General features: G+C 43.1%; 11 protein-coding genes. 3 read left to right on the top strand and 8 right to left on the bottom strand.

Annotated features, from left to right (window positions below; all coding sequences use genetic code 11):
- Window positions 1-278 precede the first annotated feature (278 nt).
- Window positions 279-620: a hypothetical protein gene (locus tag P2W71_RS28660; RefSeq protein ID WP_276374995.1), complete on the bottom strand. Its 342-nt coding sequence runs from the start codon at window positions 618-620 to the stop codon at window positions 279-281.
- A gap of 221 nt (window positions 621-841) precedes the next feature.
- Between P2W71_RS28660 and P2W71_RS28655 the strand changes: the two genes are divergently transcribed.
- Window positions 842-1765 carry a TerC family protein gene (locus P2W71_RS28655; protein ID WP_276374994.1) on the top strand — a complete coding sequence of 308 codons (924 nt, stop codon included), beginning with the start codon at window positions 842-844 and terminating at the stop codon, window positions 1763-1765.
- A gap of 27 nt (window positions 1766-1792) precedes the next feature.
- On the opposite strand, the gene P2W71_RS28650 is transcribed toward P2W71_RS28655, so the two are convergent.
- From P2W71_RS28650 to P2W71_RS28640, 3 genes are all read right to left on the bottom strand, one after another.
- Window positions 1793-7669 (bottom strand): S8 family serine peptidase, encoded by a 5877-nt coding sequence (locus P2W71_RS28650; RefSeq protein ID WP_276374993.1) that lies wholly within the window; start codon window positions 7667-7669, stop codon window positions 1793-1795.
- Between the two features lie 285 nt (window positions 7670-7954).
- A complete protein-coding gene (locus tag P2W71_RS28645; protein ID WP_276374992.1) occupies window positions 7955-10000 on the bottom strand; it encodes a 3'-5' exonuclease in 2046 nt (681 codons plus the stop codon).
- A gap of 199 nt (window positions 10001-10199) precedes the next feature.
- Entirely contained in the window at window positions 10200-11078 is an 879-nt protein-coding gene (locus tag P2W71_RS28640) for a c-type cytochrome (protein ID WP_276374991.1), read from the bottom strand.
- 244 nt (window positions 11079-11322) lie between these two features.
- Between P2W71_RS28640 and P2W71_RS28635 the strand changes: the two genes are divergently transcribed.
- Entirely contained in the window at window positions 11323-12309 is a 987-nt protein-coding gene (locus P2W71_RS28635; protein WP_276374990.1) for an AraC family transcriptional regulator, read from the top strand.
- 30 nt (window positions 12310-12339) lie between these two features.
- Here P2W71_RS28635 and P2W71_RS28630 read toward each other — a convergent pair whose 3' ends face one another.
- Both P2W71_RS28630 and P2W71_RS28625 read right to left on the bottom strand, forming a co-directional pair.
- Window positions 12340-12819, bottom strand: coding sequence for a nucleoside deaminase (locus P2W71_RS28630; RefSeq protein WP_276374989.1), 480 nt, complete (start codon window positions 12817-12819; stop codon window positions 12340-12342).
- A gap of 66 nt (window positions 12820-12885) precedes the next feature.
- Window positions 12886-13917 carry a phosphotriesterase gene (locus P2W71_RS28625; protein ID WP_276374988.1) on the bottom strand — a complete coding sequence of 344 codons (1032 nt, stop codon included), beginning with the start codon at window positions 13915-13917 and terminating at the stop codon, window positions 12886-12888.
- Between the two features lie 197 nt (window positions 13918-14114).
- Between P2W71_RS28625 and P2W71_RS28620 the strand changes: the two genes are divergently transcribed.
- Window positions 14115-14609, top strand: coding sequence for a VOC family protein (locus P2W71_RS28620; protein ID WP_276374987.1), 495 nt, complete (start codon window positions 14115-14117; stop codon window positions 14607-14609).
- Between the two features lie 137 nt (window positions 14610-14746).
- On the opposite strand, the gene P2W71_RS28615 is transcribed toward P2W71_RS28620, so the two are convergent.
- Complete coding sequence (locus tag P2W71_RS28615; RefSeq protein WP_276374986.1) at window positions 14747-15766, bottom strand: alpha/beta hydrolase-fold protein; 1020 nt, start codon at window positions 15764-15766, stop codon at window positions 14747-14749.
- A gap of 107 nt (window positions 15767-15873) precedes the next feature.
- Window positions 15874-18030, bottom strand: coding sequence for a molybdopterin cofactor-binding domain-containing protein (locus tag P2W71_RS28610; protein ID WP_276374985.1), 2157 nt, complete (start codon window positions 18028-18030; stop codon window positions 15874-15876).
- Window positions 18031-18050: the final 20 nt, after the last annotated feature.

Genomic DNA, 18050 nt, shown 5'->3' with positions numbered 1-18050 from the left:
CTTTGGCTGTGCGGTTGATTTTGCGCGGCCACTCGCGAAGCCCTTGACTTTTTTGGAGCGGTGGCTACCTTTGCCTGTGAGGAAGGAATGCCTGCTCAACTGTCAGATCAAGTCTTAGCTATTACAAGTTATGCCTGGCAATTCTGTTAGATTACGCGCTGAAGAACGCCCCGGCTTAACGCGGTCATCCCTAAACATTACCCCCGTTTAACTTTCAAATCTCACTCCCGTCGGCACGGAACTTCAACACTTCGAACCTCAACACTTCAACACTTCTATCACTCTAAATTCAACAACACCTGTTTATCACTATCAACCGACGAATAACGAATTTTTCTAACGTTCAGCTTTCTCATCGCGGTCTCCAGGTCAATGATGTCTCCGCGTTGGGTCTTATTGTCTACCACTAAATTCACCGTCAAGTCATTCCGTCTGACTCCTTTTTTTAACCTTGCTGTGACAATGTACTTCAGTTCAGATTCAAATTTGCTGATCTTAATGGGCCTCTTTTCCAATTTCAATTGGTCTGGCGCGATCTCCACGTTGATAATATTTGAGACAGGTTCAGTGGAACAGCCTGCTATTAGCAAGGCCATTATAACCGGCGCGATTATTTTCATAAGATGAGAATTAGGTAATGGCACATTTCAACCGAAATTAAATCACCATACCTAATATCATTAAAATTCTGCTAACGTGACACCATCTAAATAGATTTTTCATTTGCGATGGCACGAATTTTTACTGCTGTGCAGCACCAATGAAAGTAATTCGTTATTCGTGTATTTAATGCTTATAAGTTCTATTTACATGATATCTTGTGCGTGTTATCATCAACATTATGAGTCAAACGTCCCTTTGGATAGGATTTAATGTCTTTGTATTGCTTATGCTCGTTTTAGACTTAGGTGTATTCCACCGTAAGTCAAAAGCGATAACGGTGAAGGAGGCACTCATATGGACTTGTGTTTGGGTGTTTATGGCTTTTCTGTTCAATGTATTTGTTTACTACCAACTGGGAGAAGCCAAGGCGTTCGAATTCTTTACCGGTTATCTCATTGAAAAGTCATTAAGTGTCGACAACATTTTCGTCATCATCATGATTTTTTCATACTTCAATGTACCGCCTGCTTATCAACACAAAGTTTTGTTCTGGGGAATATTAGGTGCACTGGTGATGCGTGTTTGTTTTATCCTGGCCGGTGTAGAATTGATTCATAAATTCCATTGGCTGATCTATATTTTTGGGGCTTTCCTTGTGTTCACGGGCATCAGGATTTTAACACAGGATGACTCAAAGTTTAATCCTGAAAAAAATCCTGTCGTTAAATTTGTTCGCAGATTGTTCCGCGTCACTCCCGGTTTTGAAGAAGACAAGTTTTTTGTGAAACGTGATAATTTGCTGTGGGCGACTCCCCTTTTCGTCGTGGTGGTAATGATCGAAGCAACGGATCTTATTTTTGCAGTCGACAGCATTCCCGCCATCCTGGCCGTTTCTGACGATTCCTTTATCGTTTATACTTCCAATGTGTTTGCGATTTTAGGATTACGCTCGCTTTATTTTGCTTTAGCCGGAATCGAAAAATATTTCGTCTATCTTAAATACGGACTATCCGCTATACTAATTTTTGTTGGCGTCAAAATGTGCGTCTCTGACTTTTACAAAATCCCGGTTGAGATATCGCTTGCTTTTATCATCCTGACACTTTCACTGGCAATACTTGCGTCTATGGCGATGCAGCAGCGTAAGGATATAGAAAAATAGGAATTGCTCCTGCAGGGTGAGATGGTGTTATCTTACAATCATTATTCTTTTCCAGACAACACCTTCATCGGTTTGGATGCATAACAAATATGGTCCTGCTGGCAAATGTGACGTATCTATAATGGTTGTATCGATATCAAATGATTGAGATATATTCAATCGCCTGCTTTCATTTGAAAAAAGTTGAATGTTACTAATCTGATTACCTCCTGATTCGATTTGGACATATTGCTGTGCAGGGTTGGGATATACTTGAATGGTGTTGCTTAATTGTGCTTCGATACTGGTAAAAGGGAGAACTTCTATATCCAGCAGGAAAACTTCACTATCCATCTCGCCATCGTTTACCAAGACATTTACTTTCAATGGCCCACTAAAATTTTCGAGCGGTTGTAGCGTGTTATTCTGCACGGTATAATCCGGGCCCGGAAGGACAAGCAACAGTAGATCATCTAAATCGTTGTCGATGTCAATTGCTTCTACATGATCCAGTGACAACTCCAATTGGCCGTTGCCTTCAAGCGTGAGACTTTCACCGCCCAGGATCTTGGGAGCATCATTGACAGGGTTAACCATCACTTCCAATAAGTATGGACTACTTTCGGAACTGCCATCACTCAACACGACGGGCACGAATAACGGGCCATTGTAGTTTTCATCCGGTGTCACGGTGAAACCAGAAAGCGAATAATTTGCGCCTGCTGTCAATTGCAAATTAATATCTTCCTTGATGTCATCGACGTCGCTGAACACTATATCTGTAATTTCGATCATGCGCTGATTGTCTTCGTCAACCTTCAGCGTATTCTGCCCGGCAATAACAGGTGCATCGTTGATCGGGCTAACCGTAATATTTACGTTGAAAGGTTCACTGTCATTCGTACCATCGTTAGCTACAACGGGTACGGAGAGCATTCCATAAAAATTCTCCAATGGAGTAACCAATGTACCCTCAACAGCATAGTTAAATCCAGGTAAGATTTTTAGAAAGAAATTATCACCGTCGACATCCGCTATTTTTAGATCTGAAATCTTCATCGTTATACTTACATCTTCCATCGTCGTAATGGATTCATGGTCTAGAATTACTGGAGCGTCATTCACGGCAGTGACTGTCACCAACAGATCGTATACCTCACTCGTTGTGTTTCCCTTCGATAGCGTGACGGGGATCATAAGGGGCCCATTGAAGTTTGGTGATGGCCTGATTGTTTGCTCCAAAACCGTGTAATTCTGCCCGGCATGTAACTTAAGTGAATAGGTGGCGGGAAAATCATTACCAACGTTTTTCACTTTAAAATTTGATATTGAAATTTCTCTTTCAGTATCCTCCGGCATCGTGATCGCTTCCAGGACACCTTCAATAATTGGCAGTCCATAATAGTAGGCACCCATATCCGCTCTCGTTGCATTGGCATCGGGACTAGAAGATGGATCGCCGGCATCAATGCAAGGCGAAGAATAGGTTAATGAATAGTCATCGTTTACAGGGTCTTTCAACTTAGGATTCGCATTTATATTTCCTGTTCCAGCTCGACCTCCTTTTACGTCCGAATAGGAAATAAATGCATTTCCGAAGATTACATTGTCAGTATTGTTCCAAAGAATGGCGTTGGAAATATACACTTTGGAAGTAAACTGTGTATAAACCTCCCGACCAGTAGTTGCCGCGTTATTATATAAGGTAACATGATCGAGTTTGGGGTTTGCACTATTCCCGGTATAATAAATTCCACCGCCGTGGGTTGCACTGTTTTTTGAAACGACGGAATAGCGAATAGTGTTATTGGAAAAAGAGCTGTAGACACCTCCCCCGTTTGCAGCAGTATTGTTAAGAATATACATCGCTGACAATTCCAGGTTGTTTGATTCAATATGTAAGCCCCCACCGCCGTTCACCGCAGTGTTGTTTTGAATTGTCAGATTTTGAATATCCGGCGCAGCTAAATATCCCAGAAATAATCCGCCACCGTTATTGCCCGAACGATTGGAAACAATCTTCGTATCTTTAATGACACTCTTGGATTGAGAAATGTAAATACCACCACCCTCACTGTAGTTAAATACGGACTCATTTGACTGTACCGTTACCCGCTCTAAGCGAGGATCGCCATTTTCTATAAAAATGCCGCCGCCGCGATAGTTCGATTTATTATTTTTAACAAGTACATCAACTATAGTGGGATTGGAATTTTCGATAAAAATTCCGCCACCATAATATGCGGGATAATTATTGCCGTTCGCAAAGCCATTTTGCACGGTTAAGCCTGAAAGTCCAGCATTGGGTCCTTCGTTATTAGAAAATACCACAGCCCTGCCGTTGCTGCTGCCGTCGATAATAGTAGATGCAACATGTTTAGTATTGTTGTCTAACTGATAGTGGGATGAGACACGTACATCCTTACCGTTAAAATTTATGTTTTCCTTATATAGGCCATCCGCTACCAATATTACATCGTCATCGTCAGCTCGGTCGATACCATGCTGGATGGTCTTAAACGGTTTGTTTCTGGCTCCCGTACCGGTGGTATTTGAACCTGTAGTCGCCACATACAACGTATCAGAATCCACAACGTGTAAAAGACTAACTTTTATTTCATGATCCTCATATACATTATTTCGAATCGTTAGCTTCACCGTATAATCTCCTGCGGTTTTATATTCATGAACCGGGTTTTTATTCGTCGACAAATTGCCATCACCAAAATCCCAGGTCCAGGTGTCTGGTGGCGTTGTATAAAATCCATAAGACTCATCAGTGAATTGAACTTTGAGAGGAATATTGCCCGTTGTCCGATCCGTAGTAAAGGCTGCTTTCAAATAGGGATGATTGAATAAATATGCACCCATATCGGGCGCCGCTCCTTCAAATTCCTCGGGCTTAAGGTCAACATAAATTTTTTCATTTGTTTCGAAGTAGGCTATACCAGTCGCGGTACAAGGTGAACCCGAACCAAGGTGATAGTCTTTTTTTTCAGGATGGTAGAAGATGGGATCGGCATCCAGATTTCCTGCAAGCCAGTTTACAATAACTTTGGATGAACCGTCAAAAAAATGAAGCCCATTTTTTCCACCCTGAACATTCGAATACGCTACCGTTAGCGCCCCACCGTCATCCAAAAATGAAATTGCATCTGCGCGTATGATGCCTGTATTGTATTTCGTCCACAAATTATTGTATAAGATGGAATTGATTATCGTCAGGTGATTCTCTTCATTCGTCAGGAAGATGCCAGCGCCACCATAATGATTGGTTAGTTTGTTTCCGGCAATGGTAGCGTTCACAAGCTCCAGCGTGGTACTGTTACTCGTAATTGCACCCCCTGGAAAATTGTCAATGATTGCCGTATTCTTTATAATCAATTTTTCATTGGCGCGCGCGTCAACGCCTTGCCGGTTTCCGGTTATAACGGCACTATCCAGTTCAATGGTAGAGCGAATGGCAAATAACCCTGTGGCAATTGTTCCGGTGCAATCTTCAATGATGATGTTCCTTAATTTTACATTCGATGACGAAACATAAATGCCATCATTGTCGATGGACCGAATAACCCGGACATTTCGCATCATGATCTCATCGGGACGAGTAACATTGGCCACATAAATTCCGGCCGAATTTCTATTGTCTTTCAGAATTAGGTTTTTTAATGTCGGCATACCGCCGGAAACAAAAATTCCGGCACCGCTACCTGCTGCTACAGTATTCTCTTTGATAACAAGATTTTGTAATACAGGGCTGGATCCAACGCTTAATATACCCCCGCCTCCGGAATATGTGTTCGAAGTGCCGCTTCCTTTCCTGATTGTAAATCCAGACAATAAAGCCGACGCAGTTTCCCCACTCACAAAAGTCACAACGGTGCCCTTGGTGGCATTTACCGGCTTCGAACCATCGATGATCGTTTTTTCGATATAACTTGAGTCGCCTGTTGAATGATATAAAGACACCACCGAAATATCTTTTCCGATGAAGTCAATGTTTTCGTAGTAAACTCCAGGACTTACGGTGATGATGTCACCGTCTGATGCTGCATTAATGGCTGCCTGTATCGTTTGGTAAATCCCTGGAACTTCGAATTTCTTTGGTCCTACCGTTTCGAGTTCGAACGCAACGTTCTTTATTTCTTCGTCATAATTGATCTCAAGACTGAAAGCAATCTTATGATTAGGAGGAATGGAAGAACTGATTGTGAAAATAAAGGGGGTGTCGGTATTACCTTTAATACTTCCTCCGGGAATGCTCTGGTAATATCCAACAGTTTGAGAAATTGAAACGTTTGAATCATCGCTGCTAAGTGTGGCACTAACCATATCTGCCGTACGCCACGTATTTTGAAGATTTACCACCAGTGAAATTTGTTCACCGGCATTGATATTTCCGTCTTTGTTACCGATGATTTCTGTGATGTCAGTGCCATTGAAAACGATGTTCGGCCCGACCATATTTGCGATGGCCTTACTTACATTCACCCGCCCGTATCCTAGCAAAGAAACATACGATGGATTAAGCGCGTCAATATTATCAGCGGTGTTATATAGGGTTGAAATAATTTCTTCCCTTGTCAAAGAAGGATTCTTGGATTTGAGAAGGCCCGCAACGCCAGCGATATACGGAGACGCCATGGATGTACCGCTGAGTTCCTTATATCCATTAGTACCTGCCTGGCTTCCCACAGAAGGGACCGTTGACAGGATATCATGTCCCGGTGCAACGATATCCACCCAACTTCCATAATTGGAAAAATAAGAAAGGTTGTCGTATCGATCTGAGGATGCAACAGCTACTACTTCATCGTAACCGCCTGGATAATATTTGTCGCTCGTGCTGTAATTACCTGCGGCCGCCACGAGGATCACACCTTGGGCATACGCATAATCAATAGCGCTCTTTATGGTAAAGGATCCTCTGCCCCCAAAACTCATGTTAATGATATCTGCACCATTATCAGTAGCATATACAATCGCGTTCGCGATCGCATCATCGGGTAAGATGCCATATTCTGCACCGAAATATAATATGCTGCAGCCTGCCCGTACAGGTAAGATAGAACAGTTGTGACAAACACCGGATATGCCAACGTTATTGTCTCCCACACCGGCTGCAATTCCAGCGACATGGGTTCCGTGTCCATTGTAATCCGCTGGATTGTTATCCGGCACCGTGTAGTCCTCACCCTCCAAAAACTGGTACCCATAACTTTTGAACAGGGCCGTGTCTATGTCAACGAAATCATATCCCGTGTCATGTATGTTGGCACGCAAATCTTCGTGATAGGCGTCGATACCTGTATCAATAATGCCAATCACAGTTTCAACATCACCGGTTTCAACATCCCAAGCCTCGGTAGCGCCGGTTTTTGCATGTGACCATTGAGAAGAAAACATTGGATCATTTGGCGTAGCATTGACATAAAAAAGATTGATGCGCTCCGCACGAATATTGACGAACCCCGATGCTTGTAAGAATGTCTTGTCGTTGTTAATTTGATCTATCAGAAACTGAATATTCTCGTTCCTGTTGAGTTTTACGACAATCGATTTGGACAGGCTTGACTTAACAGGTGACGGTCTTTTATTTCGCAATCTTTTACTGAGATCTTTAGGCAGATCCGTCTCCGTGGAATTAAGGCGAATCATTTGATCTACGATGCCGGGGAACGCCGGGCTGTGATCTTTTATCGGTACTTTTAATTTATCCGAAACCAAACCCGTTAACTTGCGATGTTCCGAAATTATTTCCCGGCCTTTGGATGCTGCTTTACCCCGACTTTCGTAATGAATGATTATTCTATCCGGTATTTGATCCGGCAAGCCGGCAGGAATAGTTTGTGCATACGCATGAAGAATGCATAGCAACAATGCTAGTACAGCTATAACTCTTGTTCGATTTACGACAACAGGCATACGAAAGCGAATTTGATAGGATGCCCGCTATGGTTAAAACGCCGGTTGAAAATGAGAGGCAGGAGGATCAACTTCAAGACATTAATAGGCACCGTCGGTATTCGGGCTAAATATATGTAAATCGGAATATGCCGCAAGGTGGAGATGTGGAATTAATATTTACAGCCCGGCTGATGGGGCCTTCATGGTCGTAATGAATCAATACGCTACCATCCATAACAACGTAGCGTAGTCGTTACGACACGCCCTTTTTTGCCCTAGGACAATAAGACCTTCAACATCCCTTTAAATAAACTCCGTTTTCTCCTTCGAATACGTAATTGTTAAATGATGCATGGCCCGTGTGCAGGCAATGTACAGCATACTTTTGTCGACGTCAGTTTTGTAGTTTCGGGAGGAAGCGAAGGGTACAATCACTTCATCAAACTCCAGTCCTTTAGATAAATGAACCGTGGCAATAAGAACACCATTTGAAAAGGAGGTACTATCGGGCGTCAACAAGTGAATGCCGTGAGCTTTCACTTCATTGTATACGAATTCGGCTTGATCCAGTGTCTTGCAGATGATCCCCATCGACTGGTATTCAGACTCTTTAAAGTCGTGAATCATCTTTTTAATTTCCTCAAGTTCCTCTGCATTGCTAGTAAAGCCCTTGATGGCAGGTTCGTCGCCATGCCTTTCCATGGGAATGATGTTGGGATTACGGGAAATGCTTTGGGAAAAAGTTGTTATCTCAAACGTTGACCGGTAGCTTCTAAAAAGCTTAACAATATCAGCTTGCGGAAATATTTGTTCAATACTTTCTGCGGAGGATGCACTATAGGGATTCACGGTTTGACTCACGTCGCCAAGAATGGTTTTCTTGCAATGAAATATTCTTGAGAGAACTGCATATTGAACGGGGGTATAATCCTGCATCTCATCTACCAAAAGATGTTTTACATGGTCATAGGGTTGAGCACCTTCCAGGCGAATTTTGCAGTAGATCAAAGGGAAGACATCAGCATATTCTAGGGTACCATCCGTACCTGTCGCAAATAATTCAGGCCTTCCGATCCATGTGTAAAAATTCTTATACAGATCGAAAACATTTCCAAACTTCAACATCCGCGGTACGGCTTCCCATATCTTCGCTTTTTCCTGTCCATTCAGTTTGCGCTGTACTTCATTCCTGACATATTGTTGAATGTCTTTGACGACCTCGGGGAAACGTTTTAGCAGCGGAATCCTATGATAAGCCTTAAATTTTTCGAGGATGAAAGGAAATGGAACTACCGTTTTCCCTACACGCAACTCTGAAAAAGTAAAATAATTATTCTCAATGTGAATAAGATATTGATTGAGTTTGCTAAGGAATTCAAAAGTGGATTTGAAACGAATGCGTTCAATGAAAGCTGTGTCGTGCGCTTCTAAAAGATGCGAAACCTGGTCAAAGAAACTTTGAAAGTTAAATTTGTGTTCCAGTGCCTCCGCCGCAAGCTCTTCCATACCCATTTCCGGAATATGTTCCTCGCCAAGCTCGGGCAACACATTGGATATATAGTCCGCAAATACTTTGTTCGGCGAAAGGATCAAGATATCTTTTGCTGCAATTGTTTCGCGGAAACGGTAAAGTAAAAAGGCAATCCGGTGTAAAGCGATGGAAGTCTTTCCGGAACCGGCAACACCCTGGATGACCATGATCCTTGATGTTTCATTCCGGATAATTGCGTTCTGGTCGCGTTGAATTGTCGCGACGATATTTTTCATCTTGTCGTCCGATGATTTGCTCAGTTCCTTCTGCAAAACATCATCGTAAATGCTGACACCGGTTTCTATCATGAAATCCATGTTACCGTCACGAATCCTGTATTGTCGTTTCAAGGAGATTTCACCGTTGACTTTTCCACCTGGCGTGATATACCACCCTTGCCCTAATTCAAAATCATAAAACATGGAAGAGATCGGGGCCCGCCAATCGTAAATCAGGTTGGCCTTTTTCGTATCATCCGAAAAAGAATAAATACCGATGTAGAGCGGTATGGGCTCAAAATCTTTTTCAGTCTTGAAATCGATTCTACCGAAATAAGGTGATTGACCGAGCTTTAATAACTTTCTCTTCCGCGCTACTGCAGACTCACCCGAAAATGCCATTCGGTTAATGGATTGTCCCGCAGCGACCATATCAGCTTCATCCAGCCCAGACTGGTGCTCATAAATGTATTCTTTATTCTTTCTGAGTTCTTCTGAAAATTCCTTTACCGTGTCGTCAATCCGCCTGAGGGCTATCAACAACTTTTCCTTAATTTCCTCCAGATACTCGCGCTCTTCTTGCTCCGTGCTATTGATCATCTTTCGTTAAATCCAAACTTCAAAGTTCGGCATTTTTATCGAGAGTGCCACGGCAGGTTCAGGGTTATGAAACTTAAGAGGTTGATAAAGCGGATGACGCATCGATGATGGTCACCCAAAAAACAAACCTCAACTAAAAATGCGCTCAGTCTCAACTGAGCGCACCAAACATTGATCCGTCGAAACAAATGGAGAATGTTTACTTTATCGACTTCAGATACAAATGCAACGCTGTCAGTTCATCTTCGGTAAACGACTTAGTAATCGTCCAGGGCATCTCAGCAGGATTGAGGTGCTTTCCCTCAGGGGTGACGCCGGTATGAAGCGCCGTAATGAATTCCTGGTGTGACCATTTTCCCGGATTTCCCGTAGACGTAATATCAGCAACATATTTTCCGCCTGGCACAGGTGATTCTCCACCTTTAAGGTTCGGGCCATGGCAATTGATACAAATCGTGGATAGATATTGTCCGTAGGCAGCAGAAATTTCGCGCTTCACTTCTTTAGCAAAATGAATTTGGTGGTCCGTAAATTCTGCAGGCAGCAAAGGTATCAATCCAAATTCACTCAACACATAGCCTAATGGGCCGAGCGTAAATTCACGAGGCTCGCGGTCCACCGGGGGTACCTGGGAACAATACGCTATGATGGCAGCCATATCAGTCTCCGTTAATTGACTTAGTTCATGGGAGGGCATCAGAAAAAGCGGTTTCCTGTTCCTGTTCACGCCGTGTTTCAGCGCGCGTACCCAGTCCGATACCGTAAAGTCGTCAGGTAAGCCGCCTCTGCCCTTCGTGATATTTCTGGAAACAAAAGTTCCTAAAAGCGCGTCCTCGTATAAAACGGTGCCACCGAGATCTTTTCCGTGGCATTCAACACATGCCCGTGTGTTAACGAGCCGCTGACCCATGGCGAGAGAAGCAGAATCGTACTTTACTTGAATGGGTTCCGCATTGATATCGTAGGTTTTGGAAATGCGTAACCTCATGTCTACGTAAATGAAAGCGTAGGCAAGTATTGCAATTCCCACAATCACGCCAAGCGTGATTCCGGTTATTCTAAGGATTTTTTTAAACATGATGATGGTGAATTTTTTGTTGGTGATCTTTGTCCCCCTATACGAGGTCATCGTTGCGTCGGATCTACGTGGTCGGGTCAAAAACGTACGCGAAAGGAATTTTCTTCGGAGTACCCCTAAGCACTGTTAAGAAGTGGGCGGATGAGCGACGTTGCCGGATAAAGATCCATTTCTAAAAAGATTGTAAAACCCAAAGCAACTTTAGTGTTTGAACCTACGTATGAGGACATAATTTACTTACCCTGTGAAACTTAGACGCAACTCAATGGATGGTGCCACTGTCGCGGATTTCCAAGAGCGATTGACCATTTCTGAAATAAAGAGCATTCATCCCGAAAGCCCCGCAAGATTCAACATGCATGCTGCTTCTGAAATCGGCAGCCTTCAAGTGGAACAACTTTTTAACCGGCACTTTTCCGTCAGCAAAGTTGACATGCATTTTAAGTACAATACTTTAATCGATGTCAAAGAAGTGCCGACAGATAAGGTCGGCTTTTATATGCTGGATCATGGGCGCGGGGGAATTCCCTTATTTGGTGAAACTCATTATTCTGAATCCAGCTATGTAAGTGGTGGTGATTGTTACATCGCATTTAATCCCTCACTGAATGAGATTCACCGCTTTGACGCTCAAACTTCAAAACCTTTTTACATTGAGGTGACTGCAGATTATTTTGCTTCCTTGTTAGAAGGCGGCGACAACTTTACCGGTTCGCTGAGGGAAAAGATTTATAACAGGGAGTTCTTTGGGTTAAAGACGGTTTTAAAGCCAGCTCATTCTCAGTTGGCAGCTTCTATTTTTAATTGTCCGATTGAAGGTCCCCTCGGTAACTTGATGATCGAAGGAATCCTGCATCAATTTGTCGCCTTACAATTGTCTACCTATGTGCAACCGACTTTTACAACGGCGTGTTTATCTGCGCGTGATAGAGATACCATGCATGCCGTCAAAGACTACCTGCACCAGAATTTCCAAAAGAATCATTCGTTGATAGAATTATCCAAACAGTTTGGCATCAATCAAAATAAATTAAAAAAATCCTTTAAAGAGCTATTCGGTGTTCCTGTAATTGAATATCTGTATAACCTAAAGATGGAGAATGCGCGGACCATGTTGTATGACGAAGGAATGTATGTGAGCGAGGTAGCTTCTGTTGTTGGATATAAAAATGCCAATCACTTTGCCACAGCTTTTAAGAGAAAATTTGGTGTTAATCCGTCGAAGGTATAATGCGTAATCCCACGGTGTAACTACCATCTTTTAGTATGGAGTTTTGTCTTGTTTCTCTTGCCAATCCCGAAAAACTTCGAGGCCATTTTCTCTTCCCCATTGGTGCATGGGAATTTTACGATGACTTATTGGCGATACCATTTCCTTGTAAATAAAATCGTCGTCAAAGCCAATTGCGGCCGCATCCTGCCGGGTGCACGCGTATACGATTCGATCGGGTCTAGCCCAGTAGATCGCACCTAAACACATCGGACAAGGCTCGCACGATGTATAAATCGTACAGCCCGTCAGTTGAAACGAATTGAGAAATTGACTGGCCTGACGGATGGCAACAATCTCGGCATGCGCAGTCGGATCGTTGGTCGACAATACTTTATTATTGCCGGTTGCTATGACTTTCCCTTCTTTTACGATGACAGTCCCAAATGGTCCTCCCTCATTGTCTGACATTCCCCGCCTGGCAAGACCAATAGCCTGTTCGATGTAACGTAAATCTTCGTTTGATCGCATATTAGATTTAGAGCTCACATTCGTTTGATTTGTATACTAATTTACGATTTAGTGTTCCACTTGACGTTACTTATTTTTGGCGGTTGTTCTAACGCCAACGGTAAACGCTTTTGCGGGATTGGCAATAAAGAGCGTATCTACATCTTGCTGCGTGAAACCATTTTCCTTCAACGCGGGGATAAAATCCGTAAAGATGTAATGGTAGGGATTAAAATTGCCACCCCCTGGCTCTCCCACATGATACCAGCCAGCATCTTGCGAGACAAGGACAGCGTGAAGAAGCTGTTCGCGTTTCATAGCCTGCAAAAAAGAAATGTGATCTTTTGCGGAATCTTTGCTTACACCATCAAATGATACCCAGCTTCCCCGTTGTGCGGCGTCAATATGGTATTGTAAATCTTTTTCATTTTGCGCGTGAATCCATATTCGCGCCGAAGGTGCGACTCCTTTTGAAGCCAAAATTTCAAGCTGCTCTTTTGCTGCGGCTCCATCACCCGTATGAACACCAATCGTCAATCCTGTTGCCAGGTGTGTTAACGCTGCTGCCGTAATAAGTTTTTTCTGTACTGAAGTAAGCGGACCTTTATCGACGCCTGTTTTAATGAGCCCAGGCTTGATACCTGTTCCTTCAATTCCTTTTCTCCATTCGGAGATCCATCGGTCTGCAAGTTGTTCTGCGGTTTCAGTATACGCATGCTTCGGAACATACTTTTCTTTTGCAGCACCATAGTAGCCCGTGGGACAAATGATATGCATTCCACTCGCAACTGAAAGACGTTTTAAAATCTGAACATCTCTTCCGAGATATCCAGGTGTGCAATCAACGAAAGTGTTGCAACCCCTTTTCTCAGCATCTACCAAGTATGGTAAGGCTGTGTTATATACTTCATTAGCATCATAACGATTCTTGTTGACTTGTTCTGCTCCTATAAAATCAACCAGGATATGTTCGTGCGACAAAGTAAATTTCAAATCAGAAGATTTGATCGGTCCCGCGACAGTCATTATGGTCGCTTCCTCCATACCATAGTGTATCCGGGGAACAAGACAAGCGCCAGCGAAAAGTGTAATCTCTTTTAGAAAGGATCTGCGGTACATACAATTGCTTTTGTGAATTTAAAGTTAACAGTTTGCACCGTCAATACTGTAATTTGAATTGCTTCTTTCGGATGGTAATGCTCCCAATCTTTGTCGCATTTCCCCCCTAACATTGACAGATTTACACAATATCCTTCTGTAAAATATGGACTAGGTTTGTAGTGCAAACATGTCAAATACACTAACGCCAAATTAATATGGAACAGAAAATCACCCCTTTTTTATGGTTCGATGATAATGCAGAAGAAGCCATAAACTTTTATACATCCATTTTTAAAGATTCGAAAGTTGTAAACATTTCGCGATACGGTGAACATGGCCCGGGACCTAAGGGATCGTTAATGACAGCAACCTTCCAACTTCATGGACAAGAATTCATGGCCTTGAACGGTGGTCCGATGTTCAAATTTACGGAGGCGATATCATTATTTGTGAAATGCAAAACGCAGGAAGAAATCGATGAACTATGGGAAAAACTTTCTGCTGGTGGCGAGAAATCACGGTGTGGCTGGCTGAAAGATAAATTCGGCTTGTGGTGGCAAATCATACCGCCTGTTTTAGGAGAGCTTTTGAACAGTAAAGATTCCGAGAAATCCGGTCGTGTTATGGCTGCCATGATGAAGATGTCAAAAATTGAAATTAAGAAACTTCAGGATGCGTATGATGGTAAAGAAGAGTTGATAAAGGCTTGACTCACCTTAAATCGTATTTATTAAAAGCTATGCCAAAATGAATTGTGTCTTCTCATTTATAAAGACACAATTCTATTATCATCTTTTATCGAAGTTGAAGGCTATTTAAAAGTTTGAGACCTGGACATATGCGCGGATCATTTCTTTCCGGTTTTCACCCGGAGTGCTTCAGATAATTCTGATTCTTTAAAATAATAATTTACTACAGATACTTTATACTCATAGTCGGTGTGTTCATTTACGAGGTTGTCGGTATAATTTAACTTATCATTGTCCACTTCAGCGATTACGTTATTGTTCCTGTATATTTTATAATACCACGAATTGTTATCAGGTTTCAAGCTATTATCAGGTTTCCCCCATTCAAGAAAAACATGGCTAAACTCGTCCACCTTTCCCCGAACATTTTTTAATTGATCAGGGCGACCGTGAACCGCGCCCTTCCGTTGTGCGAGCAGCCAGGCATAAACTTTATTGTTATTCACATAATTCCATGCATTGTGTTTTACGTCCTTGAATTCCGTATACCGGATTTGTTTGCCACCCTTTGCAACGACTGCATGGTAAATACCTCGCGATCCTTCAACAGGCACGATGTCATCTTTTTCCCCATGAAAAATCCAAAAGGGAACTTGCGATAATTGAGGTCCCATTACCGGGGAAGCCCAGCCACAAATGGCATAACCTCCGGCAAACATGTCGGGATATTTTTGAATAGCAGCAAAGGTGCCGATAGCGCCCATAGATGTACCGTGAATATAAAGTCTATTCTCGTCGATATTATATTTCTTTTTTATGATATCGATCATTTCAAATGTTTTTTTCATCATGGGTGAAAGCACCGGTGAGGAGGTATCACCCCATCGGCCATCTTCACTTGCCGGGCATTTCGGTGTAAGAACAATCGCCGGATCTGCAAGCGCTGAAGGTTCGTGATACCACCCGAAATTTCGCGATGTGGTATCGGTATGTCCATGTAGATAAACAACAAGCGGATATTTCTTCGAGGGATTATAAGAAGGAGGCACAAAAACACCGCAGCGAAAATCCCCTATGTACCAATTCTTATATCCTTTTGGAAGAAGCACCGCCTGTGATGTACATTCTTGTGTACAACCCGCAAGTACAATGAGCAATAAAAAAAGATAGGTCTTCATGAGAAGTATCGAAAATTTTTATGGTGGACTATCACGATGAAATAAACCTCAAAAACACTGTTGTTCCCTGAACCAGGAGAAACCTGATGGCCACATATAAATTAGATTTATAGGGCATCCATATCAAATGGTAGTTTGCGTATGCGCTTGCCAGTTAAGTCAAAAATAGCATTGCACAAAGCTGGGGCTAACGGTGGAAATCCCGGCTCCCCTACACCTCCCGGTGGTTCATCGTTTTCCATGATGTGAGCTTCAATATCAGGGATATCACTGATGCGTGGCATTTTATAACGGTCAAAATTCTTTTCAACGGCCTTACCATCTTGAAAATGAGTTTCATGTTTGTATGCGGCAGCTAATGCCATCACGATGCTTCCTTCCAGCTGTGCCCGAATGGTGTCAGGGTTTACATACCAGCCGCAATCAATGATCGCGATCACTTTATCGATCTTAATTTTCTTGTCGCGCCCACGGGAAACTTTAACGACATGTGCAACAATCCCTCCGAAACATTCGGTTATCGCCACACCCTGTCCTTGCTTCTTGGTATGTAATTTCCAGTCACCCACATGTTCAATCTTATCGATGATCGCCTGGTACCTCGGATTATCTAAATGTGTTCTTCGAAATTGAAGGGGATCTTGCCTTGCCTGATGTGCCAATTCATCTATAAAACTTTCAACAGCAAACGCGTTTGTCGACGCATAAACCGATCTCCACCACATTACAGGGATTGGTGCCTTGGTTGGCGCATATCCAAAACTAAAATTAGGTATTGACTGGAGATAGGGCTTTGCTAATCCGTCCAATATACCAACCATGTCGTTGTCGGACGGAGGCGCAGGCGTTGGGTTCGGCCAGAAAGCCTGGGCCGCCATGAGCGTTTGAAAGGCAAGAATTTTACCGTGTTTATCCAGCCCTCCTTTACATTTATATACAGCTCCAGGACGAAAAGGTCCTGCTGTCATATCATCCTCTCTTGTCCATACCACTTGAACGGGTGCATTTATTTTTTGCGAGATGAGTGCCGCTTCATGCGGGTAGTCCGGGAAGGCCTTTCTTCCAAAACCACCGCCAAGAAAAGTCATATTGACGGTAATATTTTCTGTAGGAATTCCCATCCTAGCGCTTAAGTCATTCTGAATCCAATTGACTTCTTGTATGGGCCCCCAGATTTCAATCCTGTCAGCCTCCACATGGGCAATGCAATTAACGGGTTCCATACAACTGTGCGATTGGTATGGCGCTTCATAAGTCGACTCAATTTTCTTCGTCGCCTCTGGGAAGGCTCGTTCAAATCTTGTAGGCGCATGCGGCAATTCCAGGAGTGCGGATACGTCTGCATGCATTCGCGAAAAGATGGTTTCGGTATTCAAGTGTTCGAATCCCTCGTCATCCCACTCAATTTTTAAAACCTTTCTTCCTTCCATCGCTGCCCAAAGTGTATCTGCGACTACAGCCACACCCTCATAAAGGTTTTCGAATACGGCACGCTGTATTTTAAATACATGCTTGACACCTTTCACCGAAATTGTTTCGGAATCGTTAATGCTTTTTACCTTTCCACAAAACCTGGGGCTCCGCTCAACAACGGCATACAACATGCCAGGAAGTCTCTTGTCCATTCCGAATACAGCCATGCCGTTAGTTTTGAGAGGAATATCTTTTCTCGGAAGTGGCTTCCCAATGATGTTATAGTCTTTCCGGTTTTTTAATCTGGCATTTTGGGGAGGTGTTAATTTTGCAGCATCGGCTATAAGTTCGCCATACCCAAACTTTTGTCCGGAACTCCGATGAATCACAGAGCCATTTTCAGCATAGCATTCCGATGCAGTTGTGCGCCATCGGGCAGCCGCCGCTTCTATGAACATTTCACGTGCAGAAGCTCCGGCTTGCAGCAATTGCCTGTACCAGCCACGAACCGAATAACTTCCCTCCTGTGGCTGCGGGCCAAACTTTCCAGGATTAGCTGGAACAAAATTAACATTACACTGATCCAGGTTGACCTCAAGTTCCTCGGCAACCATTTGTGGAATTGCCTGAAAAGTGCCTTGTCCCATTTCTGACCTGTGCGTCATGATGGTTACAATACCGGAAATATCAATGGAGATCCAGGACTGTAATTCTATTCCCATGCCTCCGGTAGTATTGGCGTTGATAACCTGAATGATGTTCTTGCCAGCGCTTGGAACACAAATACCTAACGTTAAGGCTACACCCGAAAGGCCGGATAGCTTAATAAAATTTCTACGTGATATCGGCATGTTGTGCTTGGATAAATTTG

This window comes from Chryseolinea sp. H1M3-3 (assembly GCF_029360725.1).
In the GTDB taxonomy this organism is placed as follows: domain Bacteria; phylum Bacteroidota; class Bacteroidia; order Cytophagales; family Cyclobacteriaceae; genus Chryseolinea.
This window is presented reverse-complemented; position numbering and strand designations above follow the sequence as displayed.

Bases quoted from the DNA above. Each gene is read 5' to 3' on its own strand.
- P2W71_RS28615 (WP_276374986.1), bottom strand. From the start codon at position 15,766: ATGAAGACCTATCTTTTTTTATTGCTCATTGTACTTGCGGGTTGTACA.
- P2W71_RS28640 (WP_276374991.1), bottom strand. From the start codon at position 11,078: ATGTTTAAAAAAATCCTTAGAATAACCGGAATCACGCTTGGCGTGATT.
- P2W71_RS28660 (WP_276374995.1), bottom strand. From the start codon at position 620: ATGAAAATAATCGCGCCGGTTATAATGGCCTTGCTAATAGCAGGCTGT.
- P2W71_RS28625 (WP_276374988.1), bottom strand. From the start codon at position 13,917: ATGTACCGCAGATCCTTTCTAAAAGAGATTACACTTTTCGCTGGCGCT.
- P2W71_RS28610 (WP_276374985.1), bottom strand. From the start codon at position 18,030: ATGCCGATATCACGTAGAAATTTTATTAAGCTATCCGGCCTTTCGGGT.
- P2W71_RS28650 (WP_276374993.1), bottom strand. From the start codon at position 7,669: ATGCCTGTTGTCGTAAATCGAACAAGAGTTATAGCTGTACTAGCATTG.
- P2W71_RS28630 (WP_276374989.1), bottom strand. From the start codon at position 12,819: ATGCGATCAAACGAAGATTTACGTTACATCGAACAGGCTATTGGTCTT.
- P2W71_RS28645 (WP_276374992.1), bottom strand. From the start codon at position 10,000: ATGATCAATAGCACGGAGCAAGAAGAGCGCGAGTATCTGGAGGAAATT.
- P2W71_RS28620 (WP_276374987.1), top strand. From the start codon at position 14,115: ATGGAACAGAAAATCACCCCTTTTTTATGGTTCGATGATAATGCAGAA.
- P2W71_RS28655 (WP_276374994.1), top strand. From the start codon at position 842: ATGAGTCAAACGTCCCTTTGGATAGGATTTAATGTCTTTGTATTGCTT.